The sequence below is a fragment of the Robertmurraya sp. genome (assembly GCF_036676585.1).
In the GTDB taxonomy this organism is placed as follows: domain Bacteria; phylum Bacillota; class Bacilli; order Bacillales; family Cytobacillaceae; genus Robertmurraya_A.
Genome location: NZ_JAKFCQ010000182.1, coordinates 1 through 24,077, shown reverse-complemented (window position 1 = coordinate 24,077; position 24,077 = coordinate 1). Strand labels below are relative to the sequence as shown.

General features: G+C 38.8%; 30 protein-coding genes. 18 read left to right on the top strand and 12 right to left on the bottom strand.

Annotated features, from left to right (window positions below):
* Window positions 1–167 precede the first annotated feature (167 nt).
* A complete protein-coding gene (locus ACGLXV_RS22635) occupies window positions 168–2,057 on the top strand; it encodes a peptidoglycan D,D-transpeptidase FtsI family protein (protein ID WP_391560409.1) in 1,890 nt (629 codons plus the stop codon).
* A 73-nt stretch (window positions 2,058–2,130) separates the two neighbouring features.
* Here the strand turns inward: ACGLXV_RS22635 and ACGLXV_RS22630 are convergent, their stop codons facing one another.
* Window positions 2,131–2,796, bottom strand: a complete 666-nt coding sequence (locus ACGLXV_RS22630; protein ID WP_391560408.1) for an HAD family hydrolase — start codon at window positions 2,794–2,796, stop codon at window positions 2,131–2,133.
* Between the two features lie 191 nt (window positions 2,797–2,987).
* Between ACGLXV_RS22630 and ACGLXV_RS22625 the strand changes: the two genes are divergently transcribed.
* A complete protein-coding gene (locus ACGLXV_RS22625) occupies window positions 2,988–3,260 on the top strand; it encodes a hypothetical protein (RefSeq protein WP_391560407.1) in 273 nt (90 codons plus the stop codon).
* Between the two features lie 50 nt (window positions 3,261–3,310).
* Here the strand turns inward: ACGLXV_RS22625 and ACGLXV_RS22620 are convergent, their stop codons facing one another.
* Entirely contained in the window at window positions 3,311–3,445 is a 135-nt protein-coding gene (locus ACGLXV_RS22620) for a hypothetical protein (RefSeq protein ID WP_391560406.1), read from the bottom strand.
* Window positions 3,446–3,600: 155 nt separating this feature from the next.
* On the opposite strand from ACGLXV_RS22620, the gene ACGLXV_RS22615 reads away from it, so the two are divergent.
* On the top strand, window positions 3,601–4,959 hold the full coding sequence (locus ACGLXV_RS22615; RefSeq protein ID WP_391560405.1) for an amino acid permease: 1,359 nt from the start codon (window positions 3,601–3,603) through the stop codon (window positions 4,957–4,959).
* Window positions 4,960–4,998: 39 nt separating this feature from the next.
* On the opposite strand, the gene ACGLXV_RS22610 is transcribed toward ACGLXV_RS22615, so the two are convergent.
* A complete protein-coding gene (locus ACGLXV_RS22610; protein ID WP_391560404.1) occupies window positions 4,999–6,117 on the bottom strand; it encodes a CAP domain-containing protein in 1,119 nt (372 codons plus the stop codon).
* Between the two features lie 176 nt (window positions 6,118–6,293).
* Here ACGLXV_RS22610 and ACGLXV_RS22605 point away from each other — a divergent pair, with 176 nt between their 5' ends.
* From ACGLXV_RS22605 to ACGLXV_RS22595, 3 genes are read left to right on the top strand one after another with little or no spacing between them, the layout of a single operon-like run.
* A complete protein-coding gene (locus ACGLXV_RS22605; protein WP_391560403.1) occupies window positions 6,294–6,791 on the top strand; it encodes a GNAT family N-acetyltransferase in 498 nt (165 codons plus the stop codon).
* Window positions 6,792–6,794: 3 nt separating this feature from the next.
* On the top strand, window positions 6,795–8,078 hold the full coding sequence (locus ACGLXV_RS22600; protein WP_391560402.1) for a serine hydrolase domain-containing protein: 1,284 nt from the start codon (window positions 6,795–6,797) through the stop codon (window positions 8,076–8,078).
* Window positions 8,075–8,428 carry a hypothetical protein gene (locus ACGLXV_RS22595; protein ID WP_391560401.1) on the top strand — a complete coding sequence of 118 codons (354 nt, stop codon included), beginning with the start codon at window positions 8,075–8,077 and terminating at the stop codon, window positions 8,426–8,428. The genes ACGLXV_RS22600 and ACGLXV_RS22595 overlap by 4 nt, the downstream gene beginning before the upstream one ends.
* A gap of 27 nt (window positions 8,429–8,455) precedes the next feature.
* Here the strand turns inward: ACGLXV_RS22595 and ACGLXV_RS22590 are convergent, their stop codons facing one another.
* Entirely contained in the window at window positions 8,456–8,833 is a 378-nt protein-coding gene (locus ACGLXV_RS22590; RefSeq protein WP_391560400.1) for a hypothetical protein, read from the bottom strand.
* Window positions 8,834–9,087: 254 nt separating this feature from the next.
* Between ACGLXV_RS22590 and ACGLXV_RS22585 the strand changes: the two genes are divergently transcribed.
* Entirely contained in the window at window positions 9,088–9,948 is an 861-nt protein-coding gene (locus tag ACGLXV_RS22585) for a PP2C family protein-serine/threonine phosphatase (RefSeq protein ID WP_391560399.1), read from the top strand.
* Between the two features lie 66 nt (window positions 9,949–10,014).
* Here ACGLXV_RS22585 and ACGLXV_RS22580 read toward each other — a convergent pair whose 3' ends face one another.
* Window positions 10,015–10,767 (bottom strand): PAS domain S-box protein, encoded by a 753-nt coding sequence (locus tag ACGLXV_RS22580; RefSeq protein WP_391560398.1) that lies wholly within the window; start codon window positions 10,765–10,767, stop codon window positions 10,015–10,017.
* Window positions 10,768–10,910: 143 nt separating this feature from the next.
* Here ACGLXV_RS22580 and ACGLXV_RS22575 point away from each other — a divergent pair, with 143 nt between their 5' ends.
* Window positions 10,911–11,582: an SOS response-associated peptidase gene (locus tag ACGLXV_RS22575; RefSeq protein WP_391560397.1), complete on the top strand. Its 672-nt coding sequence runs from the start codon at window positions 10,911–10,913 to the stop codon at window positions 11,580–11,582.
* Window positions 11,583–11,624: 42 nt separating this feature from the next.
* On the opposite strand, the gene ACGLXV_RS22570 is transcribed toward ACGLXV_RS22575, so the two are convergent.
* Window positions 11,625–12,509, bottom strand: coding sequence for a YitT family protein (locus ACGLXV_RS22570; RefSeq protein ID WP_119708329.1), 885 nt, complete (start codon window positions 12,507–12,509; stop codon window positions 11,625–11,627).
* A gap of 142 nt (window positions 12,510–12,651) precedes the next feature.
* Between ACGLXV_RS22570 and ACGLXV_RS22565 the strand changes: the two genes are divergently transcribed.
* The 3 genes from ACGLXV_RS22565 (at window position 12,652) to ACGLXV_RS22555 (ending at window position 15,511) form a co-directional block, all read left to right on the top strand.
* Window positions 12,652–13,206, top strand: a complete 555-nt coding sequence (locus tag ACGLXV_RS22565; protein ID WP_391560396.1) for a tyrosine-type recombinase/integrase — start codon at window positions 12,652–12,654, stop codon at window positions 13,204–13,206.
* An 11-nt stretch (window positions 13,207–13,217) separates the two neighbouring features.
* Complete coding sequence (locus ACGLXV_RS22560; RefSeq protein WP_391560395.1) at window positions 13,218–14,681, top strand: potassium/proton antiporter; 1,464 nt, start codon at window positions 13,218–13,220, stop codon at window positions 14,679–14,681.
* Between the two features lie 98 nt (window positions 14,682–14,779).
* The gene (locus ACGLXV_RS22555) at window positions 14,780–15,511 is read left to right on the top strand and encodes a ZIP family metal transporter (RefSeq protein WP_391560394.1); all 732 of its coding nucleotides are present in this window, start codon (window positions 14,780–14,782) and stop codon (window positions 15,509–15,511) included.
* 108 nt (window positions 15,512–15,619) lie between these two features.
* Here the strand turns inward: ACGLXV_RS22555 and ACGLXV_RS22550 are convergent, their stop codons facing one another.
* Window positions 15,620–16,099 (bottom strand): YhcN/YlaJ family sporulation lipoprotein, encoded by a 480-nt coding sequence (locus ACGLXV_RS22550; RefSeq protein ID WP_391560393.1) that lies wholly within the window; start codon window positions 16,097–16,099, stop codon window positions 15,620–15,622.
* 90 nt (window positions 16,100–16,189) lie between these two features.
* Here ACGLXV_RS22550 and ACGLXV_RS22545 point away from each other — a divergent pair, with 90 nt between their 5' ends.
* Both ACGLXV_RS22545 and ACGLXV_RS22540 read left to right on the top strand, forming a co-directional pair.
* Window positions 16,190–16,618, top strand: coding sequence for a hypothetical protein (locus ACGLXV_RS22545; RefSeq protein WP_391560392.1), 429 nt, complete (start codon window positions 16,190–16,192; stop codon window positions 16,616–16,618).
* Between the two features lie 61 nt (window positions 16,619–16,679).
* Window positions 16,680–17,678 carry a DUF3231 family protein gene (locus tag ACGLXV_RS22540; protein ID WP_391560391.1) on the top strand — a complete coding sequence of 333 codons (999 nt, stop codon included), beginning with the start codon at window positions 16,680–16,682 and terminating at the stop codon, window positions 17,676–17,678.
* 43 nt (window positions 17,679–17,721) lie between these two features.
* Here the strand turns inward: ACGLXV_RS22540 and ACGLXV_RS22535 are convergent, their stop codons facing one another.
* Window positions 17,722–17,847: a hypothetical protein gene (locus ACGLXV_RS22535; protein WP_276131098.1), complete on the bottom strand. Its 126-nt coding sequence runs from the start codon at window positions 17,845–17,847 to the stop codon at window positions 17,722–17,724.
* 334 nt (window positions 17,848–18,181) lie between these two features.
* On the opposite strand from ACGLXV_RS22535, the gene ACGLXV_RS22530 reads away from it, so the two are divergent.
* The 3 genes from ACGLXV_RS22530 to ACGLXV_RS22520 are packed head-to-tail and all read left to right on the top strand — an operon-like array spanning window position 18,182 to window position 19,543.
* Window positions 18,182–18,925 carry a hypothetical protein gene (locus ACGLXV_RS22530; protein WP_391560390.1) on the top strand — a complete coding sequence of 248 codons (744 nt, stop codon included), beginning with the start codon at window positions 18,182–18,184 and terminating at the stop codon, window positions 18,923–18,925.
* Window positions 18,926–18,940: 15 nt separating this feature from the next.
* Window positions 18,941–19,195 (top strand): hypothetical protein, encoded by a 255-nt coding sequence (locus ACGLXV_RS22525; protein ID WP_391560389.1) that lies wholly within the window; start codon window positions 18,941–18,943, stop codon window positions 19,193–19,195.
* Between the two features lie 21 nt (window positions 19,196–19,216).
* A complete protein-coding gene (locus ACGLXV_RS22520) occupies window positions 19,217–19,543 on the top strand; it encodes an antibiotic biosynthesis monooxygenase family protein (RefSeq protein ID WP_119708337.1) in 327 nt (108 codons plus the stop codon).
* Between the two features lie 13 nt (window positions 19,544–19,556).
* Here ACGLXV_RS22520 and ACGLXV_RS22515 read toward each other — a convergent pair whose 3' ends face one another.
* The gene (locus tag ACGLXV_RS22515) at window positions 19,557–19,751 is read right to left on the bottom strand and encodes a gamma-type small acid-soluble spore protein (protein ID WP_119708338.1); all 195 of its coding nucleotides are present in this window, start codon (window positions 19,749–19,751) and stop codon (window positions 19,557–19,559) included.
* Between the two features lie 124 nt (window positions 19,752–19,875).
* Between ACGLXV_RS22515 and ACGLXV_RS22510 the strand changes: the two genes are divergently transcribed.
* Window positions 19,876–20,448 (top strand): cysteine hydrolase family protein, encoded by a 573-nt coding sequence (locus ACGLXV_RS22510; protein ID WP_391560388.1) that lies wholly within the window; start codon window positions 19,876–19,878, stop codon window positions 20,446–20,448.
* A 31-nt stretch (window positions 20,449–20,479) separates the two neighbouring features.
* On the opposite strand, the gene ACGLXV_RS22505 is transcribed toward ACGLXV_RS22510, so the two are convergent.
* Together ACGLXV_RS22505 and ACGLXV_RS22500 are read right to left on the bottom strand one after the other, a co-directional pair.
* Window positions 20,480–21,409 carry a YqcI/YcgG family protein gene (locus ACGLXV_RS22505; protein WP_391560387.1) on the bottom strand — a complete coding sequence of 310 codons (930 nt, stop codon included), beginning with the start codon at window positions 21,407–21,409 and terminating at the stop codon, window positions 20,480–20,482.
* An 11-nt stretch (window positions 21,410–21,420) separates the two neighbouring features.
* Window positions 21,421–22,233: an EcsC family protein gene (locus ACGLXV_RS22500; protein ID WP_483880588.1), complete on the bottom strand. Its 813-nt coding sequence runs from the start codon at window positions 22,231–22,233 to the stop codon at window positions 21,421–21,423.
* 169 nt (window positions 22,234–22,402) lie between these two features.
* Here ACGLXV_RS22500 and guaC point away from each other — a divergent pair, with 169 nt between their 5' ends.
* Window positions 22,403–23,386: a GMP reductase gene (guaC, locus tag ACGLXV_RS22495; RefSeq protein WP_391560385.1), complete on the top strand. Its 984-nt coding sequence runs from the start codon at window positions 22,403–22,405 to the stop codon at window positions 23,384–23,386.
* A 16-nt stretch (window positions 23,387–23,402) separates the two neighbouring features.
* Here guaC and ACGLXV_RS22490 read toward each other — a convergent pair.
* Window positions 23,403–24,077, bottom strand: a 675-nt coding sequence (locus ACGLXV_RS22490; protein ID WP_391560384.1) for a phosphatase PAP2 family protein, incomplete at its 5' end; no start/stop codon positions are given.

Here is a 24,077-nt window from a genome sequence, read left to right as displayed (position 1 = left end):
CGTCATAATTTGTTCATAATTTCACGATATCATACACGTATGAATGATAAATTGGGACACGATTCCCTTTTTTAGGAAAGGAGCACTTACAAGCTGTTATGAGGGAGAAGAGGAAAAATAAGATACTCTTTAGTCGGATGAATATTCTCTTTTTTGTGGTTTTCTTGATGTTTTCGACTTTGATTATTCGACTGGGAAAAATTCAAATTGTCCAAGGAGAGGAATACGCGAAGGAAAGTGAGAAGACGACGACCACCGTTTATTCCTGGACGACTCCTCGCGGAAAGATTTATGACCGAGACGGAAATGTTTTGGTGGAAAACGAGGCCATTTTCACATTAACGTACATCAATCCTTCGAACGAGCACAATCAGCAGGAACGGCTTGAATTGGCACAAAAGATTGCTGGATTAATTGAAGTAAGTACGGAAAATGTAAAAGAGCGAGACCAAAAAGATTATTGGATTTTCACTAGAAAAGAAAAAGCATACGCAAAGGTAACTGCAGAAGAACAAGCAAACCTGGATGACAATGAAGAGTATCAACTGATTTTGGAGCGAATTACGGAAGAAGAGTTAGCTACCATCACAGCTGCGGAAATGGAAGTTCTTGCAATTAAAAGAGAAATGGATGTGGATAGCTCTTCAATCAAACGAATTAAAATGGGATTAACGACAGAAGAAATGGCCATCATCAATGAGCGACTCGAAGAACTTCCTGGTTTTGAGGTCAAAGTGGACTCCACCCGAAAATATGTATACGGAAATACGCTTCGTCAGCTATTTGGAAATGTGGGTCAAATTCCAGAAGAAGCAGCCGATACGTATAAAAGTAACGGATACCAATTGAGTGACCTTGTTGGTACAAGCTTCATTGAGCAACAATACGAAACTTGGCTTCGCGGTACCAAAGAAAATCAAACATATGTTCAAGATAAAACCGGAAATCTCATAGAAGGTGAAGTGACGCCAGGGGAATCTGGGAAAGACTTGATTCTCACGATTGACTTAGCTCTCCACCAGGAAGTGGAGAAGATCATCGAGGAAGAGTTGAAAAAGGACAGTGGCGCGAGTGAAGCTTATGCAGTCGTAACCAATCCACAAACAGGTGAAATTCTTGCGATTGCTGGGAAAAGTGAAGAAAATGGTGCGATGAGTGATGAAACGTACGGGGCACTATATAACGCCTATGCGATGGGTTCGGCAGTTAAAGGGGCAACCGTATTAACGGGCTATGAAACAGGAGTGATTTCCCCAGGTGATACCTTCCTCGATAGTCCGATTAAAATTACCGGAACTCCAACGAAAAAGTCCTACCAGAATATGGGGACTATTAATGACCTAACTGCTCTCGAGCGCTCATCGAATGTGTATATGTTCCATATCGCTATGAAAATAGGAAACTATGATTATGCTAAGAAAGAAGGATTTCATGATCCAGACGAAGCGTATGCGACCATGAGAAAGTTTTTTAACCAATTCGGTCTTGGAGTGAAGACCGAAATTGATCTTCCGAGCGAAGCAACGGGCTACAATGGCGGTGTTCAGCAGTTAGGGAACTTAATGGATTTCGCGATTGGACAATTTGATACGTACACGCCTCTTCAGCTAGCACAATATGTTTCTACCATTGCAAATGATGGAAAACGAGTGCAGCCTCATTTAATGAAGGAGGTACGCGAGCCGGATCATGAAAGTGGTGAGTCAGGTGAAGTGATTGAAGCGTTTGAAACCAATGTGTTAAACACGGTGGATATGGAGTTATCCTATATTGAACGCGTACAAGAAGGATTCCGCCGAGTGATGATCGGATCAAAGGGAACTGCAGCGTCTTACTTTAAAGGGGTGACCTATGATCCCGCAGGTAAAACAGGGACGGCACAAGTGTCAGATGGAAAGGGTGGCTACAACTATAACTTAACATTAGTTGGCTACGCACCCTATGACAATCCCGAAATCGCAATCTCGATCGTTGTGCCAAATGCAGAAAATGATAGCAGCGGAATTAATAAATATATCGGAAAGAGAATACTTGATTTTTATTTTGAAAATAAGTAAGCCGGCGTCTAATTTGATGTTGGTTTTTAAAATAAGCCAGTTTCCCTTTAAAAAGGAACTGGCTTATTCCACGTTATTTGTTTTGCTTTTTCGCTAGATGTTCAAGTAAATCGTCAAAAGATAGTTCAGACATGGAAGTTAGTCGGTGGACATGACCTTTAAAGTCCAAGTATTGTGTAACTGGGTTAGGAACGATGACACAATGAAGTCCAGCCCCGACTGCTGCCGTTAGTCCGTTTAAGGAATCCTCAAAGCAGAGTGCCTCGTTTGCCTCGACTCCTAGATCCTGAAGAGCCTTTACATACAGCTCGGGATCCGGTTTAACCTTTTGGACGTCATCGGAGGTTTTGATCACTTGGAAAAAATCTAGAATCTTAAATCTTTCTAAATAATCAACGACCCATTTTCTACTCGAGCTTGAGGCAAGTCCAATTTTTAACCCATGTTCTTTCGCAGCTTGAAGATAATCTAACACTCCCTCGCGAAGAGCAAATTGATCCTTTCTTTGCTGATAGAGTTCATTTGTTCTTGATTTCACTAATTCACGATCAATTGGTTGATTGGACATGGCGTTCAGTTCGTCGTACAATCCACCACCTGTTGTTCCTATGTACTTTGCAAAGTTCTCGAGCTTTAAATCGCAGCCGTAGTCTAACATGACTTCCTTGGTCACGTCATACCAAACGGACTCGGTATCTACAATTAATCCATCAAAATCAAAAATAATCGCTTTATACATAATCTCCTCCAGTTTTTGATAATAGGTTATAAAACATTATATCTGTTTTAGTACGTGAAAGAAACCTAAAAGCAATCTAATATAACCTTGTCATAATCTCTATTTGCATAATAGCGTCAACAGTTGCTGGTTGTTGTTGTCTACATCTGGTTACCCTAATTACTATCAACATGATTTGGTGGTGTAGGATTATGACAGTTGAAAAACAATCCTTTCAGTTTCGATTGGAAAGCGACTCAGGTAAAGTTGAAGTGGAAGGAGAGGTTAAAGGTCCGTTTCGGATTCCTGCTCAAGATGATATGAAATTAAAAGCCGTTTTAGCTCTCTTACATTCGGTCGATCAAGAAAATTTTAAAAAGGTAAACGAAGTGGAGCTCTTTCATGATTTAATGGAACAGATTGAAGGAACCATTGATCAAATGAAAAGGTATGATCATTTCCAGGGTGAAAGGTTAGAAAAATAAATGAGAAAATGGCCAAAATCCCGTAAAGATTTTGGCTTATTTAATTGATTTTATTTGTTTTCTTTACGATCTGGTAAATCAATGGTTTCCTTTTGTTTATTACCGTTATAGGAATGCTTTTCATCCGTACGAGTTTCCCAAATACTATATTTAATGTCATTCGAGCTTTGTTTTTTACTAGTCATCCAAAAAACACCTCCTTATTATAGATTTTTATAAATGGAAAATTCTATACAAGAATAATAATAAAAGAATATTGGCAATTTTCTTTCGTATGGAAAAGTACGGATTGATTGTATATTCTGATAAGATAAACAGTTTTTGAAGGGTGGAGTATTTTGTGGGGAAACATCACGAAAGTGAGAAGTTACAGCGCGGGTTAGACAACAGGCACATCCAGCTGATTGCGCTAGGAGGAGCGATTGGAGTTGGCTTATTCTATGGATCGAGTGCAACTATTCAAATGGCTGGTCCTGCGATTCTTCTCTCTTATTTAATCGGAGGAATTGTCATTTTTACGATCATGAGAGCATTAGGGGAAATGGCAGTGGATGAGCCGATTTCTGGTTCCTTCAGTTCTTATGCTCATCGTTATTTAGGACCGTTTGCGGGCTACCTTACTGGCTGGACGTATTGGTTTATGTGGGTGGTTGTCGGAATGGCCGAAATCACGGTCATCGGCGTATACGTGAATTACTGGTTTCCAGATATCCCTCAGTGGGTGACGGCACTTGCTACGTTAGTTGTCGTTACATTGATTAATTTGATGAATGTAAAAGCCTTTGGAGAGTTTGAATTTTGGTTAGCACTTATTAAAGTAGTTGCTATTATCGGAATGATTTTAGTTGGCTTAGGTATCATTTTGTTTGGGTTTGGAAATGGTGGACAACCTATGGGTCTAGACAATCTTTGGGCACATGGCGGATTTATGCCAAATGGAATAGAGGGAATTTTATTATCTTTAGTTTTGGTGATGTTCTCTTTTGGCGGAGTTGAGCTAGTAGGGATCACGGCAGGTGAAGCGAAGGATCCACGCAAGTCGATTCCGTCTGCGATTAACAATGTCGTTTGGCGAATTTTAATTTTTTATATTGGTGCTTTAGGAATTATGATGATTTTATATCCTTGGAATGAAGTGGGTTCCAATGGAAGTCCGTTCGTTTTGATTTTTGATAAAATCGGAATACCAGGTGCTGCACATATTATCAATTTTGTCGTGTTAACGGCTGCGTTGTCTGCCTTTAATAGTGGCATGTTCAGCACGGGGAGAATGCTTTACAATTTATCGCTACAAAATAATGGCCCTAAATACTTTGGTAAGTTAAACAAACATCAAACACCAAGACGTGGAATATTATTCTCGGCTTCGTTTTTATTAGTCGCTGTATTTCTTAATTATATAATTCCAGAAAAAGTATTTATGTTTATTTCTTCAGTTGCGACAGTGGCTGTCATTACAAGCTGGACGATTATTCTACTCACACAAATAAAGTTTAGACAATCAAAAACAAAAGAAGAGGTTGGAAAATTAGCGTTTAAAATGCCTCTTCATCCATTTTCGAACTATGTGGCACTTGTTTTCTTAGCTTTTGTAATTGTGTTAATGGCGTTCATGGACGGTATGAGAGAAGCCTTATATGTAGCACCTGTATGGTTTCTTATCCTTTACGTAGGATATCGATTGAAAACAAAAAAATAACAACAAAGCGGTCTCTCGATATTACGGAGACCGCTTCTTTTAATTGGCGTAATAATTTTGTGTGTAATAAGGCTGTGCTTCCTCATTAAAGGCCACACCAACACCTAAGTACTCAAAACCAGACTTTATAATATTTTTCCGGTGTCCTAAAGAGTTCATTAATCCTTCATGTGCAAAAATACTGCTGAACTGACCGTACGCTAAATTTTCTCCAGCCAAGGTGTACCGTATGCCGTCTTCTTCCATTCGGTCAAAAGGAGACTCCCCTTGAAGATTCGTATGATCAAAATAGTTATTGACGGCCATGTCCGAGCTATGCTTCCGTGCCGTTTGCATCACATGTTCATCCCATGAAAGAACCTGAAGTTCATGATTGACCCTCGTCGCATTGACCAAATCAAACATTTGCAACTCAAACCCTTCTTTTAATGCTTCACTAGGCTCTGAATAGATTGATTTCTTATTGTTTTCTACCTCTTCGGTTAAAAGTTGAATGGCGGTTACCGTATTTTCTTCATGCACATCATAAAAAACCGTCACGTATGTGTCATCAAGCTCATACATGTCATAATCGCTGTCTTCTTGTAGCTGATAAAATACTAATCCCTTTTGCAATCGTGTTAATGGCTGCCCTAATGTGTCACGAACGGTTTGTTTGGAACTGTTTAGCTTGATTCCGTTTGTGGAAGAAATTAAATCTTGATTCGTGTACAAGCCAATCACTTGTTGCTGATCATTGTACATAACTTTGACAAAGTTATGGTAATTTTCATGATACGTATGCCATTCCGTTCCATACTCATTCATCTCAGAACGCTTGGGTGCTCCCAACATATTTTCAATATCTGTCTTCGATTCACCGAGTTCGATATTATAAATCGAAAAAACTTGATTGGAGGGTGACTCCAGATCGGGAGAAGGGACTTCTTTTTCGGAAGGCATCTGTTCCTCAGCCAGTTCTTCGACTTTTTCCTCAAGAAACCCTATGCTGCCAGCAATACCAATATATACGTCGTTCAAAAGCTCAGATAACTCTATATTATCTCCATCTATGTTAAGATCCTCAGCTATAGCTCCAATTCCTAATTCATCCCCAAAAGAATTCCATAAATAATTCAAACCAAACAATAAGATGACTAAGAGAAAAAATCGTCTCAAATTTTCTCCTCACTTTCTATCCAATATCCCATCTATTCCATTATAGCTACCAGATTCATGGCCCATACGTATTTCCATTCTAAACGATGTTTCTTTCCTCGTGTTAGTAAAACGAAATTGCAGGAAAGTGGAAAAATTTATTGTATTATAAAAAGAAACAATGGAGGAGGAACTGTATGAGTTCAAATTTACATATAAGAGTTGCGACCACCGATGATAGCGGACAGATTCAGCATTTATTAAAAACACTTGCGCAATGGATGAAGGATTCAAAAATCAATCAATGGAGTTTTTTATTAGAAGGAGAAGATGACAAGCTGAAAGAGTGGATCTCCAAGGGGCTAACCTATATCGTCGAAAAAGATGAAACATTTATCGCTACGTTCACTCTTTTACCGGAGGCAGGGGAATGGGACCGACATATTTGGGGTGATGATCTTCCTGTAAATTCTTCCTATTTGCATAGACTCGCCATTTCCCCAGCCTATATGAGTCAGGGAATTGGTAAAAAAGTGATTGAGTGGCTATCTATGAGAGAGATAGAGATTGTAAGATTAGATTGTGTCGCAGACAATAAAAAGTTGAATCTATTTTACCATAATAATGGATTTGAGTTGATAGGAATAACCGATAATCATTGCAAATATCAAAAATTCATGAAAAAGGGGGAGTGAACTTTGAGAAAAAGAGAGCTCGAGGAATATATTCAAGAAACCATGAGAGACAAACATATCCCAGGTGTTAGCATGGCGATCTCTCATTCTGGAAAAGTCATTTACGCCAAGGGATTTGGCTTTCGTGATTTGGAAAATAGAGAAGCCGTCACACCAGAGACGATATTTGGAACAGCATCCGTGACAAAATCATTCACGGGGATGGCCATCATGAAGCTAGAAGAAGAAGGAATCTTATCCGTTCATGATCCGGTCACGAAATACCTCCCAGAGTGGAAGCTAGAAGAAGTAGAAGATATGGAAAACATAACAATTGCTCATTTATTATCTCACACCACCGGACTTCCACCACTAAGTAGAAGGGAAGAGCTCAACCAATTTTGTGAGCATATTGACTATTTAAATGGCGAAAAAGTAGAGATGCTTGGGAAACCTGGTGAGTATTTTAGTTATTGTAATGACAGCTTTTTATTATTAGGAGCGATAATCGAGAGGGTAACGGGGAAATTATTTCGTAGATACCTTACTGAAAGTATTTTGGTGCCACTACAGATGAACCGGAGTACCTTCAGCTTAGAGGAGGTGGAAAAGTTTCATAATGTTTCTGTACCTTATGAGTACAACACAAAATCAGAAACCTATGTAAAACAGGAATGGCCAACACTAGGAAACTATGAAGTTGGTGGTGGAATCCGCTCCAATGTTCTAGATTTGTTAACATACGGTGAGCAGTACATCACGGAAACACCAATTGTGGCAAGAGAACACCTCCAAGAAATGTGGCAACCTTTTATTCGTGTGCATGACGACACATATTACGGATATGCACTAACGACGACGAACTATTCTCACGGACTGACTCTCGTTGAACACGGTGGAGGACAACCGGGTGTTTCTTCGTATTTTGGACTTGTTCCGGAGAAACAGCTTGTCGTGGCTGTGCTAACCAATGTGTCTGGAGCTCCAAGTTCTGATTTATGGCTAGCAGGAGTGAATGCTGTACTAGATTTTCCGATTAAACAAACGCGCAGGGAAGACACTTCCTACAATGGAAACTTAGATTCAAGGATAGACGGAGACTATCATTCAGCTGAAGGCGGATCAATAACTATTAAAAATGGCAAAACCATCACGATTGAGGAAGCAACATATCGACTACAACCAACTGGAAAGGATTCCTTTATTAGTGAGCAAAACATCCCATTGCGTTTTTTCTATAAAAACCAAAGTGATCATCCTTGGGCTGTGTTATTTGGTTTTCGGATGCTACGGAGGGTAGGAGAGTGAAACTACAGTCCTCTCAAGAGATGAAAATAGAAAAGAAAATCTTTTTTTCTATCTTCTTTCTATTTTTATATCCAGTTTTAGGTATTATTACAGATTTTTATTTCCCTAATATATACTGGTCAGATCAGCATTGGTTGAACGATTTAACATACAAGATTTATGAACATTCGATCATTTGGGGATTTCTTACGCTATCCGTTCAGTTGATTTTTTACGCCTACATACTGGTATGGTCCATCACACACCGAATAAAAAAGTATATCATATGGTCGTCCAGCTTTTTATGGATTACATTATTCCTGGTATTTTTAAGTTGGATCAGAGTAATTGCTGCAGCATCAGGGGTGTAAACCATTTTACACCCTATTAATAATAAATTAAGGTACAAAACCCTCACCATTTTGAGCCATTTCATCCCGTAGATATCTTTCTCCACCCGTTGCCTCCACAGCTGCCCCCATGGATTGTAACCAATCCCCATTTATGGCGGTTCTTTGCCCAGAAAGGACGGATTTATTGTCTTTTGCTAGATTTTGTTGAGTGACGCCAATGGCTTCTATTAATTGTCCAATCACTTGAATCCAGATTCCTGTAACAATATCTTGAGAACCTGGCCTCTTTTCCTCTAACTCATATAGTTTCGTTACTGCTATCGCTTCCGTAAGTAAAGCAAAGAACTGAATCCAAAGGCTGGCTTCTACCTGTTTTTCCAATGCAAACTTTGTTTGCTTCTGCTGGTCCTCTTTTTCATGCATTTTTCAGGTCACTCCTTACTCCATAGCTTTGTTATGTATATTCATTATTTTAAAAAAGGTCCATGAGCTGCGGTTGGCTTTTTCCATTAATTACCCGACTAATCTAAGAGCGATCTTTGATAAAATAGTATTCGGTTATTACAGGGACTAAAGTACTAAATATAAGACAGAATTACTATATTCATTGTTTGGCATTGTGATAGAATATGAGAATATTACGAATTCTAAAATAATAAAACAACGAGGAAAATAGAGTGGAACATACTTATTTATCGTATAATTATCCGATAGTTATTGTATCGGTGCTTGTTGCCATTATTGTAATGACGGTAATCATCGTTGGAATTACTTATTCAATATTTCGAAAAGAAAACGCGGACCTCCTTAAACTAAAGCTCACAGAGTTACACTTAGCAAGAACGGTACAGGAAAAATCACTACCTCTTCCTATCCATAACGAAAGGGTAAACATAACTTCCTTTTATAAAGCGTCTGAAGAGCTGTCAGGTGATCTATATTATTGGTTCAAAACAGACAAAGGTCAGTACGGGATTTTTATTATGGATGTGATGGGTCATGGAGTTTCTTCATCTATTATCAGTGTGTCGATAAAATCATATCTTCAAGGAGTATTAGGGAGAGTAAGTGAACCTATTAATGTAATGAAGGAACTTTCTGATCATATGAATTCGATGTTTGAGGGAAGTGAAAATCCGTTTTATTTTACGGCCATTTATCTTTTAGTCGATACAAAACAGAAAAAGATTCGTTATGTTAATGCGGGTCATCCATCAGGTCTATGGCAGGTGAAAGGGGAACCGATCGTACCTATCGCTTCCACATGTCCACCGATTGGACTTGGAGCAGATTTGCCAATCATATCCGAAGAGATTTCCTTTGAAAGAAAAGGAAGACTCGTGTTATATACTGATGGATTTATAGAAGGGATTAGTGATAATCCTAGAGTACAGCTTAAGGTTATGGAAGAAATTCTTGTCTCTAACCAAGAAAAGGACATAGAAGAAGTGAAAAATCGGCTACTAACAAAATGCAAAAGTCACCAACGGCAACCGGATGATGCTTGCCTGCTGGTGATCGATATTAATGGGGAATAGGAGAACATCTGGACACCTAATTAAATAAATTAAAAGATAAGACCAAAAAATCAATTTTGGTCTTTTTTAACTTCCCTGAAAATAACCAATCGCATCTTTAACGGTGGCCATCGAGTGAGTTGACGATAAGTTAAAACCTTGCTCGACCGCAAGCTTAGCCAATTCGGGTCTTAGTCCGGTAATAACAGAACGCACACCTAAAAGTGACATAACATGTACGATTTTAAATAGTGTATCAGCAACTAAGGAATCTAAATTAAAAGTTCCTGAAAAGTCGATGATTAGGCATTGAATCCTTTGTTTTTGTACCTTAATCGGTATGTCATCAAGAAGTTGGCTAGCTCGGGCTTCATCTATTGCTCCTACGAGTGGAAGGACCGATATCTCATTTGAAAAAGGCACAAGGGTTGCAGATAATTCGTTAATTTGTTTCAGCATTTGTTTTTGTTTCTTTTCATTTTCTTTTCTTGCTGTGATATCCCATACGATGGATTGAATCGCTCTTTGTTTACCAAGCGGGGCAGGATGACAATACAGGGCAATATCTACTGTTGTTCCATCCATTCGATAGACGGTTTCTTCAATGACTGGCATGGGTATTTCATAAGCGGATTGAATTCTTTTCTCAATGGCTGCCTTAGAGAAGTCTTGAAAAATATCAAGTGGGCTAAGGCCTATAACCTCTTCTTTGGTTGTTCTAAAAAAAGTCTCTGCTGCGTGGTTGATATAAATTATTTTTAATTCTGTATGAATAATAACGGGGTCTAGCGAATATTCAACGATCTGGCAGTAATTGATTTTTGAAAGATGTTCACTCAAGATGTTCACTCCCTTGTAACTAAGGGTAAAGTATCATACCATATTTATCAAGGAATTAAGATAATTATGAATAATAATAAAATGGATTAAAAATCGCTATAATGATACATACAGAAAGATTGAATGAGAGGGGTGAACGGTCCATGTGCGGGAGATTTTCCTTAACCGAAGAAATATATAATCTCAAAAGACAGTTTGAATTTGAATTTTTTGAGGAAATCGGTCCAAGGTACAATATTGCTCCAAGTCAAATGGTGCTTGCAATCGGTCAAAATAAAGGGGAACGAAAAGGAGCGTACCTCAAATGGGGCTTGGTACCGTATTGGGCGAATGATCCAAAAATAGGGTATAAAATGATTAATGCTCGAAGTGAAGGGATTGATGAAAAACCATCATTTAAACAACCTTTCAAACAACGGAGATGTCTTATCTTAAGCGATGGTTTTTACGAGTGGAAAAAGAATGGGAAAGAGAAACAGCCGTATCGCTTTTTCATGAAGGACAACAAGCCATTCGCTCTTGCGGGACTTTACGATGTGTGGAAAAAGGAAGGGCAGTCACCCCTTGTCACATGCACGATTATTACGACAACACCAAATGAAGTGACTGAGGATGTTCACGATCGAATGCCAGTAATTTTAAAAAAGGAAGACTACGACACATGGTTAGACCCTAATAATCAAGATATCTCTGTACTAAAATCTCTCTTAACACCTTATCCAGCTAAGGAAATGATGAAGTATGAGATTTCTTCATTAGTAAATAGTCCTAAAAATGAAGTTCCAGAAATCCTTCAACCGATGAATAGTATGTAAAAAAAGACCTCCCTCAGGAAAAATGAGAGGAGGTCTTTTGTGCTAATGGATGGCTTTTTTCTTAAATCTTCCGCCTCTAACTTCAGCAATATCTCCAATGGCTAAAAATGCAGAGGGGTCAATTTCTTCAACGATACTAGTCATTTTCGACTCTTCTAACCTTGTGATAATACAAAAAATGACCTTTTTATCATCCCCAGTGTAAGCACCTTCTCCGTGTAAAAAGGTAACACCTCTACCAAGTCGGTCATTGATGGCATCCCCGATTTCATGAGCGAGGTCACTAATGATCCAAACCGATTTGGATTCTTCCATCCCAGTAATAACAATATCAATCGCTTTTGAAGCAATTACGTATGCTAGGATCGAATACATGGCACGATCCCAGGAGTACACAAAACCGGCAGATCCAAGTATGAATAAGTTGATAAACATAACAATCTCACCGACGGAAAAAGGAACCTTTTTACTAATTACGATTGAAAGGATTTCTGTTCCATCAAGCGCTCCACCATTTCTGATAACTAGTCCCACACCAATCCCTAAGAAAATACCACCAAATATCGTTGCTAAAAGGATATCCTCGGTGAATGCAGGGACTGGATGAAAGAATGTTGCAAAAAGGGCTAACATGATAATTCCATAGACCGTGGATATCGCAAATGTTTTTCCAAATTGCTTATAACCTAGATATACAAAAGGTAAGTTTAGTAAGAAAAGAAAGATCCCTAATTTAACACCGGTGATATGCGAGAGCATAATTGAAACACCGGTTACACCTCCATCAATAACTTGGTTAGGAATCAAGAATATCTCTAACCCTACAGCCATCAACAAGGCCCCAATGGTTATAAAAATTCCCCTTTGAACAATTCTAAGTGCAGATAATCTTCGATGTTGTCTTTTTTCTAACGCTAAATCTGTCAAAATCCATCACGCCTTTTCTAAGTAAATGTAGTAAATATGATTAAAAGATTATTGTAAGCAACATATTTGTATGTAACATAAGTATATAATATAATAAGGTTATGTTACCAATGATATGCTCAGAAGAAGGGAACTACTCAATATGGAATATGTAGATGCGATTCGTGATACAGCAAAAATAAAAGCCCTTAAAAAGCATCTAAAAGACCAATCGTCTAGAGATTACTTATTATTTGTTCTTGGAATAAATACTGGATTAAAAATTAGTGAAATATTAACCATCAAGTGGTGCGACATCCTTAACGAAAATGGCAGTATTAAGAATTTCATGGAACGAGAAGAGCAGGAAATCCCCATTTATGTGAATTCAAAAGTAAAATACGCTATTTCTCTTTATCTTTCCTCAATTTCCTATCATTTTACCGACTATGTTTTCAAATCCTCTAAAACTAACGACCCCATCACCAGACAACAGGCGTATCGAATCATTAATAAAGCAGCAAAACATGTGGGGATTGAAGGAAATATCGGAACACACTCTATGAGAAAAACCTTTGGATATCACGCCTACAAAAAAGGAATCGCCATTGCACTTTTACAAAAAATCTTTCACCATACATCATCTTCTGAGACATTCAAATATTTAGGAATCAAAAAGGAGGAGAAAATCAAAACAGAAATTGATGTGAATTTATAAGGGGGAAAAACATGATTAATATTGATTACTCGATTTTACTAGGTTCGTTACTTCTTATTATAGGAATCATCACCACCAAATTCTCAAGTCGACTTGGAATGCCAGCTTTGATTCTCTTTTTAGCCGTAGGGATGATCGTTGGAAGTGATGGATTAGGAATAATTTACTTTGATAATGCCACATACGCTCAGCTAATTGGTGTACTAGCACTGATTATCATTTTGTTTGAAGGTGGGTTGCAGACGAGATGGACGACAGTGAAATCTGTGTTGAAGCCGTCTTTGTCTCTTGCAACAGTTGGGGTACTGATTACAACTTCCGTGGTAGCTGTCGTCGTTAATTTATTATTTGCTGTACCATGGCTGGAAGCATTTTTAATAGGGTCTATCGTAGGTTCTACCGACGCTGCTGCTGTCTTTGCCGTCTTAAAAGGGCAGAACATTAACCCTAAACTCGGTTCAACCTTGGAAGCAGAATCTGGTACGAACGACCCTATGGCCATGTTTTTAACCTTAATGTTTATACAATTGCTTACAATAGATGAAACGAACGTTTTCCTACTTATTCTTTCTTTCTTTTGGCAGATGGGAATGGGTTTACTTATTGGGGTTATTTTCGGGAAACTTGCAACCATGGCTATTAATCGTATTAATCTAGATTCTAGTGGACTTTATCCAATTTTTGCAGTAGCTTTTGCCTTACTAACCTATAGTTCCACAGCATTGGCACACGCTAGTGGATTGTTAGCGGTATACGTGGCAGCTCTTGTTATAGGGAATTCGGACTTAACCTATAAAACGTCCATTTTCCGTTTCAATGAAGGATTTGCCTGGATGATGCAAATATTAATGTTTATCATTCTAGGATTGTTGGTTTTCCCATCTCAGCTTTTTACCGCTGATGTGATGGTAAAAGGTATACTCATTTCAGTAGCTTTAATCTTTGTAGCACGTCCGATCGCGGTATACGTCTCAACGATAAAAATGGATTTTAACCATAAAGAAAAGATCTTTGTGTCTTGGGCTGGATTACGTGGAGCGGTGCCGATCGTATTGGCAACTTTCCCTATGCTTGCGGGAATTGCCGATAGCCAGACGATCTTTAATGTCGTATTCTTCGTCGTGTTTACATCTGCTTTGATTCAAGGGTCGACCATCTTAATACTCGCGGAGAAATTAGGTCTAACGGGACCCAAAAAATCCACCCCTGCACACTCATTGGAACTGGTCTCTATTGGAAAAGCCAATGCAGAAATCATCGAGTACGAGATCCATAAGGAAGATTTGTTAGTGAATAAAAAAATCGTAGACATTTTATTTCCAGAGAATGTCCTAATCAACGCCATCATTCGCTCAGACAAATTGGTCACACCAAGAGGGGATACTTGTTTACTAGAAGGAGATATTCTGTACATCCTCACACCTAGAAGCAGCATCGGGAAGTTAAAAGAGATGTTTAAGGATCATGAATTTTAATAAAAAACGGACAGTTATTCACGAAAGAATGGCTGTCTATTTTTTTACAAGAATGATTGGCAAAGTTATACATATGATGGTATATAAACAAATGGAGGTTGTCCATGTCCTTACTCCCAATCATTGTCTCATCATTATGTACTGGTTTAGGTGCCTTGCCTATTTTACTCGTAAAAGATGTTTCTCATAAAGGAAAAGATGTGTTGTTAGCTTCTACAGCGGGAATCATGGTCGCTGCATCTGCCTACGGGTTAATTCCAAACGCTATTAAGCTATCAAATGTAACCGTTTTGGTGGTTGGAATCTTGTTTGGAACACTCGTTCTAACCTTGTTAGAAAGTATGATTCCGCATGTTGACCTCGACCATTCGGAGCAATCATCAAGAAATAACAGAGTCGTCTTTTTGTTTCTTGTAGCCATGTCTCTTCATAATTTACCTGAAGGACTATCCGTAGGGATAAGTAATGCTAGTGAAAACCATGAGGTTGGATCGCTTGTATCGTTTGCCATCGGATTACAGAATGTCCCAGACGGATTTTTGGTTGCATTATTTCTTTTGAGCCAAAAAGTTAGTGTTCATCGTTCGATTTTGCTTGCTACTTTAACTGGTTTAATTGAAATGTCTGCAGGTTTAATTGGAGTGCTTTTGGGGGATACGTTTGAGCCGATAATTCCGTATGGACTAGCATTTGCAGCAGGCTCCATGCTATTTGTGGTATATAAGGAGCTGATTCCAGAAAGCCATGGAGACGGAAACGAAAGGGCATCCACATGGGCATTTATTATTGGATTTGTGTCTATGATTATTTTGACAGAGGTTTTTCGTTAAGATGGATTAAAAGAGACTGATCATGCCGAAACCCATGAGAATCAAAATCACCAATAAGGGCGATGATGACACTTGTCTCACACAAGGTCATCATCGTCCTTATCTATTTTATTGTCCACTAGGAAATACACGTTGAACCATCTCTGTAAATTCCTCAAACAACCCTTTGACAGGTTCACCTTTTTGAATCTTGTCACCATAATCTCCCATGCGATCAACGAAGTCCGGGTTACTAGATACAAAAACATTTCGGATTCCCTTATCTGTTGATTTTACTTGATCCGAAATTTTTTTCTCTAGATCCTCTCGAACATCGCCCTTCGTATTGTCCTCTAACACAACAGCAACATAGGCATTGTTATCGGTTACAATCACATTCGCGTGGCGCACTTCCTGCATATTTTCGATTTTGTCCTGTGCTTTGTCAGCCACTCGCATTCTAGAGTCGTTGTTTTCGTCATCCACGTTCTGAACCTTTGTTCCTCTGTCATTCTCTTCTTTGTCATTGTCATCAGCCGCACTATCCGCGCCGCAAGCTGTTAAGACAAATGACAGGGTAAAAATAGAAAGCCATTTGAACATTTTCATAGTATACCTCCTAAAAATTAATCATTCTTAGAATTACCTAATTGACTTAATTTATGTAAGTTGGGAAAGATTAGGAAAGAGGTGATACATGTGATCAAATATGTGGTTGGAATTTTCTTATTCGGATCCATCATCGTTACTTCTAACACCACCTATGCACAGCCAAAGGAATGTCCAGATCCCCATACACTTGAAGTCGTTTCCATAGAGAACATACATGAAGTGGAAAAAGCGTTACGTAAACTTGTTCCGATTGCCTATGAAGTGGGAGAGTTCCCAGAACTCTATTCAGAATGGGAGATCATTTCACTAAAACCTTTTCCGAGAACAGAGGAAAATAAAGAGGATGAAGATTATTACGGTATGGCAAAACACTTTTGCGGCAAAGAGGTGGCAGATCGGTCTTGGCTGGTACGTTTGAATTTTCCGAAAGTGAAAGCTGCCAGTGCAAGTCAAGGAGAGATCTTTATTGCCAAAAAAGAAGACAGCGGCTGGTTTGTTTGGTTTAAATATCACTAAAACCGTATAGAATAGCTGCTCCTATGAAAAAAATAACTTTAGTGGAAACGGAGGTATGATAATGGAAAAGCATAATATACGATTGACTTCCTCAGAAGTAGCGAATCTATGGGCAAACTATATGGGCGATAGTATGTCTATCTGCGTGTTTACCTATTTTCTGAATCATATAGATGACTTGGAAATCAAACAGGTAATAGAACATGCCCTAGATTTATCCTCTCAACATGTTAAGAAAATTGCTGAAATATTTGTGGAGGAAGGGATTCCGGTTCCACTTGGTTTTACCAATGAAGATGTGTATCCACATGCGGAACGATTATTTTCTGACTCCTTTTACCTTTATTATCTGAAGCATATGACAAAGGGTGGACTTGCTACTTACAGTGCGGTTTTACCAAATGTGTTTCGAAATGATATACGCGAATATTATATGTCTTGTATCTCCTCGACGATGGAATTGTTTCAAGAATCCACCAATGTTTTACTGTCGAAAGGAATTGAAACTAGATCTCCCAACCTAGCGTACCCTTCAAAAGTGGAGTTTGTAGAAAAACAAAGCTTTTTATCTGGCTGGTTTGGTGAACAAAGGCCGTTGACCGGAATAGAAGTGACACATTTATATGCTAATATTCAAACAAATAAGCTAGGAGAGGCTTTTTGCTTAGGTTTAGCACAGGTGGCGAAACAAAAAGAAGTTAAGGAGTTTATGCTACGAGGAGTCGAGATATGTAAAAAACATATCACCCTCTTTAGTGAGTACCTTCACTCCAATTTCCTTCCAGCCCCTATGACATGGGACCAAGAAGTGACAGGCTCTACCGACTTGCCATTTTCAGAAAAGCTCATGATGTTTCATGTAGGTCTATTGAGTGCGGCAGGAATGGGGAACTATGGAGTGGCGATGTCACTGTCTCCAAGAAGAGATATTGCTGCTATGTATGGTCGATTGATAACAGAGGTAGGAAAGTTTGCGGAAGATGGCACAAATATAAGTATCAAACATCGCTGGATGGAAAAACCGCCTCATGCAATCGACAGAGATAAACTATCGAAATAGAATAAGAAACGCTTAGGTTCACAAAGACCCAAGCGTTTTTGTTTTATTTATTTAAATCTTTCTTGGTGATTTCGCTACGAATATCTTTTTCCTTTGAGAATTCTGTATCTTGCTTTTTGTTGTTCGGATACTTATTTTTACGTTCGCGGTTATCGTTTCGGTTGGTCATGGTTTCACTCCTTTCTATGTAGTCGGAATTATTATTAGCATACGGTCGATTTTTTTATCCTACATATTAATGGGAAGATTCTGCTGCAAGGGCATAAGTTTGAGTTTAGAACATAATGTTTCCAGGAACTAGTGGAATGAGTAAACTAAATTCACATTTAGCGCCTCGTCTTTCCATATATTAGTAGACCAAGGGCACTAACCCAGCATCCAATTCCCTCAATTTCCAAATACAAAGTACAAACTCCACCAAACACTCCAACTATTCCCACTATATGGTACAATATAAGACATCTATACTATCGGATCTCATGTCATAAAGGAGTCCCACCACCATGCCAATCGCATCTAACTCGAAATTCAACAGATACAAACAAAATATACAATCCCTGCCGTACATTGCAGAGGACACAATTAAGTCAGACACCTTTCTACTAGAATCAAACGAGAAAAAGAAGATTGAAATCTACTATGCACCCTTTGAATATGTGAACAACACCGCCAAAATAGTGATCATTGGGATTACTCCCGGATACTTTCAAATGGAGCAATCCTATACAACGATCTGGAATTATCGCGACCAAAAGATTTCCGACGAAAAACTTCTACATGAAGTGAAAAAACAGTCGAGCTTTCAAGGGCCAATGCGGAAGAATCTAATTACCATGCTGGATGAGCTAGGGCTACATAAATATCTACAAATTCCATCAACCACCCACCTGTTTGATACACACGCCCATCTGGTTCAAACCAATTCGGTCATAAAGTATCCAGTTTTTTATCGAGGAAAAAATTACAATGGTTCTACCCCAAATATGATCCGAACAGACACCCTTTTGACCTATATAAAAGAGGGGTTTGTTCAAGAAATTAACATGATGGACAAACCCTTACTCATTCCACTGGGTGTGAATGTTTCTCAACTGCTCGATTTTTTAATTGAAAAAGAGCACATCAAGGAGCATACAATTCTCCGCGGCTTCCCGCATCCATCCGGTGGAAATGGTCATCGCCACCGTCAGTTTGCAGAAAATAAAGAAGCGATGAAGAGGTACTTACAAGCATATTTCCAATCATAAAAAGAAGGTGCTACTTTGAAGAAAATCAGCATTTATCTATTACTAGGCATTAACTTATTTTACATCGTCAATTTTTTAGTGAACTTTGAACATGTCTTTCTTGAATGGTATTGGCTGGTCTTTTTTATCATAGGACTTGGTTTATCCATTTTTTATTTGTTAAAACCAAACAAAGAGAACCCATACATTTTGATTGCATTATTAGTGACGAGCCTGAGTTCGATTGGATTTTACGGCTTTCAATATTTTCTTTCTCATCTAATGGGATAGATACAAGGGGGAAGAATCTGTATGAGTGAAATAACGAAAACACCAGAACCACCTTATTACGCGGTGATTTTTTCCTCGCAAAGAACGGATGGGGACAATGGATATGGAGCAATGGCCAATAAAATGGTCGAATTAGCCTCCAAGCAGCCGGGCTTTTTAGGAGTAGAAAGTGCCCGAGATGAACAATTGGGAATTACGGTTTCTTACTGGGACTCCATCGAAGCGATCCAGGCGTGGAAAGAACATTCCGCACATATCATCGCACAGGAAAAAGGGAAATCCGAATGGTATCAGTCTTTCTCTTTAAGAGTGTGTAAAGTCGAAAGACAAAGCTTTTTTGACATGTAAAAAAGACATCCGACTAGGATTGGATGTCTTTTCCGTGAATTCTACTTTTGATTTCCTCTAGATCTGTATTACTGTACTGACTAGTTCCTTTGCCGCCTGTTTGAGCTAGTAACGCTTTAACTTCATTATAAGACAAGCCGGATTCCGCATTCTTCTTTTTGACTTCATTAATATCCGTTCCAACCTCTGTATATTCCTTGTGATCCATATAATACCTCCTGTCTACTTTCTTCTTACTCTTTCTTGTAACCGCTGAAATTATGTAATGGAAGTTTCTTAACTTGCAAACAATGTAAGTGGTAGAAAAAGTTTATCAAGATAGGAGTACTTCCATGGCAAAATTAATCAACTTACCAGCGTTACTCATCCTTGATGTTCAAAAAGGGTTTGATGATCCATATTGGGGCAAAAGAAACAATCCCGAGGCAGAGGAAAATATGGCTCGTTTGCAAGAGGAGTGGAGGAAGAGGAAGGGGACGATTATTTACTCCAAACATCTATCCGTTCATCCACAATCACCACTACACCATACGAACAAAGAAGGAACAGAGTTTAAAGACATGATCAAACCAGAACCAAATGAAACAGTTTTTACGAAACAAGTGAACAGTGCCTTTATAGGAACAGAGCTGGAAACGTATTTAAGCGAGCAGCAAATAAAAACGGTTGTTATCACAGGACTTTCCACACAGCATTGTGTTTCAACTACCACAAGAATGAGTGGGAACCTCGGGCTTCAAACCTATCTTGTTTCAGATGCAATTGCAGCTTTTGAAATTACCGATCACAAAGGGAAGAAACACTCTGCTGATACGGTTCAGGAGCTTGAATTGGCTATGCTCCAAAAGGAGTTTGCTACGATTTTAACAACCGATGAAATTATTAATCAACTCGATCAGCTTTAATTTTTATGTAAAGCGCAGGGGGAGCTCTGCGCTATTTATCTAGCTTAAATAAATTTAAGAAGCGATGGTACGGACATTTGGATAATGACGTATCATCATCTCGTAAAAAATATTGTCTCCATTCAAAATTATCTTCTGACCCATAGCTATTTAAATCGGGGTGGATCGATATAGAATCGTAATTCGCCAAGCGTTTTCGTACCTGTTTTTTAATATTTTTGGCATAAGATTCATTTTTACCAAATTCTTGTAACACCCATCTTGGGGTAATTGCGAGCATCATCGTATCAAAATGACGGCTTTGTCGATTTTGGTGAGAGGGGGTGGCACAATACATAAAATATTTTTCCCCGTGGAAACAAAACTCCCAAACCGGATCATGAGGGTCAGTGGGAATGTCTTCAGGCCACTGCACTCCGTCAATCGCGGAAAGACCACCTAATTGCTTCCAAAACAGTTGTTCAAACTGTTCCACTGTATATGTTTTTTCTACTTCTTTTGGAATATTATAAAAAACAATAAGTGACGTATAGTTACCAAATCCTGTTGATTCATCTGTGAAAATTTTTAATAATTGTGCCAGTTCATGAATGGAAGAAGTGTCTCTTGGATCACCTACAAATCCATAGCGAAGTTGATTAGTGGAAAAGCCAATAGTAGCTGGTATGCAAGGGAAAGGTCTTTCTTTATCCGTCATTTTTGCTTCGAATTTTTCGAGAGCAATTCTTTCCCATGGGGCTAGTTGTTCTCGTAATATTACTTCATCTTTATATAAACCTTTGATAATGATCACCTCACAAAAGCTTATATAATATATTCCAAAAGGCTTTTGTGAGGTGAATGTCCTAGTGAAATTGGGCGATTGTGAATAAGCAAACTGGGGATTAAGCTTATGAAGAATATTCGCAACAACATTCAAAGTAGTAACGGTCTTCAAACCAGCTAGGATCATCATCCCCATAATCCACCATCTTACGCCTGCTCCTCAGACGTAACTCCCAATCTCTCCATAATTCTTCTTTTCCGATACAGCATAACGCCCACTTCTGCCAGGTCATTGATCATCGAGCGGTTGGTGAAGGCTCCGAATACCATTCCTGCGATAGGGACCATTTGAAATAGTTTTTTCCATCCGAATTGATCTCGGTATGTATACACGACTTCTCGCCAGCCTTGAAGCTGAGACATCATTTCACCCGATTGATTGCCGTTTTGGTAGTAGCCGGATAACTCCTTGAGAATGGCCTTTTTTCCAACAATATCAGCTGATGAAAATTGTAAGCACTTGATGATAAAGATTCGCTCGCTTTTTTCGTTTGGATCGTAGCCGTGGATGATAGCGATTTCTTGCAGTGTTTTTAATGAGATTGCTAAAAGCGCGGGTACATCAATCGCGAGGGTGAAGATTCCTCCGATCCCTGTTGTTGCTCCTTGGACCGTTGCGACCTTTTTCCGGTTTTCCGTTAATTTTTGACTGACCGTATTCATAGTGGAAAGAGGGATTTCTTTTATCTCCGCTATGCTCTCTATTGATTGGTTTGTTTCTTTATTGATGAGCTCAAATAGCTGTTTTTCCGATACTAAATATTTTCCACCAGTTTGAATGTAATTTCCAATTTCGTCTAATAACACTCCTACTTTGTTGTGAACAAACTGCGGGGTAATTTTGTCTAGTAATTTAAAAGGAAGTCTTCCAAGTCGTTCCCAAATCCACAAATTCCCTTGGTCCTTTTCCCATTTATCAATAATAGCAAGTTCTTTTTTTAACTCTTCTTTCTTTTCCACTATAATCATCCTTATTTCTCTCCGTTTTCCTCAGTTTTTCATTTTCATTATTATTCTAATCATTTGATACGTGATTACCTGTAAAAAGGTTTCAAAACTATCTTCCAAATAACATGATTAAGAGGGGAAGGGTCATACTAAGCTTATTCAATACATAGAGGTGATAGTGATGGATAACGTATTTGATTATGAAGATATACAATTGATCCCAAACAAATCGATCGTAAACAGCCGAACGGAGTGTGATACGAGTGTGACGTTTGGTGGTCATACGTTTCGATTGCCGGTGGTGCCTGCGAATATGCAGACTATTGTTGATGAAAAAATTTCAGTGTTTCTAGCAGAAAATAATTATTTTTATATTATGCATCGTTTTCAACCAGAAACGCGAATACATTTTGTAAAAGATATGAAGGCTCGTGGGTTGTACGCCTCGATTAGTGTGGGTGTAAAGGAAGAGGAGTATCCATTTATTGAACAACTAGCAAAGGAAAATCTGTCTCCAGAATTTATAACGATCGATATTGCCCACGGACATTCGAATGCTGTGATCAATATGATTCGTCACATTAAAAAGCATCTGCCTACTAGCTTTGTGATTGCAGGAAATGTGGGAACTCCAGAGGCAGTAAGGGAGTTGGAGAATGCGGGTGCTGATGCGACAAAGGTTGGAATTGGGCCAGGGAAAGTTTGTATTACAAAAATAAAAACAGGCTTCGGAACAGGTGGGTGGCAGTTAGCCGCCCTACGATGGTGTGCCAAAGCAGCAAGTAAGCCCATTATTGCAGATGGGGGAATTCGGACTCACGGAGATATTGCCAAATCGGTTCGATTCGGTGCATCCATGGTCATGATTGGTTCACTGTTTGCAGGTCATGAAGAGTCACCAGGAGAAACAGTAGAGAAAGATGGGAAAAAGTATAAGGAATATTTCGGCTCTGCCTCTGAATTTCAAAAAGGGGAACGTAAAAATGTCGAAGGAAAGAAAATGCACGTGGAATTCAGAGGGTCTTTAAAGGACACTTTGATTGAAATGGAGCAAGATTTACAATCATCTATTTCTTATGCAGGAGGAAACAAGCTGTCAGCCATCCGAACGGTCGATTATGTGATTGTGAAGACCTCGATCTTTAACGGAGATAAGGTTTACTAACAAAAGAAAGTGAGCATTACCCAGATGGGCTGCTCACTTTCCTTTTTCTTTTGTCCCTATATCGCTGAAAAAATCCAATGGCTAGAGTAAGCCAAAAAGCACTGATAAAATACCCAGCTAGGATGTCACTCGGATAATGAACGCCGAGATAAATTCGACTAATACCTATCGAAAGGATCACGATACTACTCACAATAATATGAATCGTCCGTTTAAATGGAGTATTGATATGACGCCACAAAAGAAAGGTCAGTACCCCATATAAAGCGAAGGCCATGGTGGCATGACCACTTGGAAAGCTATAATTAGTCGCTTCAGCTAACCGATGCAAATCAGGTCTTGCCCGGTGAAAGAAACTTTTTAACGTTAGGAAAAGGATATTCGCCCCTAACATTACCGCTAAAAATAATACTAGCTCAGCTCGGTGGTTCAATACCTTGTAAAGAAGTAAGAGACTGACAAGTGTAAGGATAATCACTGGTATGGTATCCCCAATAAACGTAAAAAATCTCATAATAGTGGTCAACCAAGGAGCTTCCAAACCTTGAACATAAGAAATGATACTGCTATCAAAAGAGACAATGGTATTTCTTCTTACTAAAAGTGCCATCACACTAAACGCTAGTAAAGAGACTAGGCTGATTATAAATGCGATGAGTAGTTGAGTTTTTAATTTCATGAAGGACTCCAT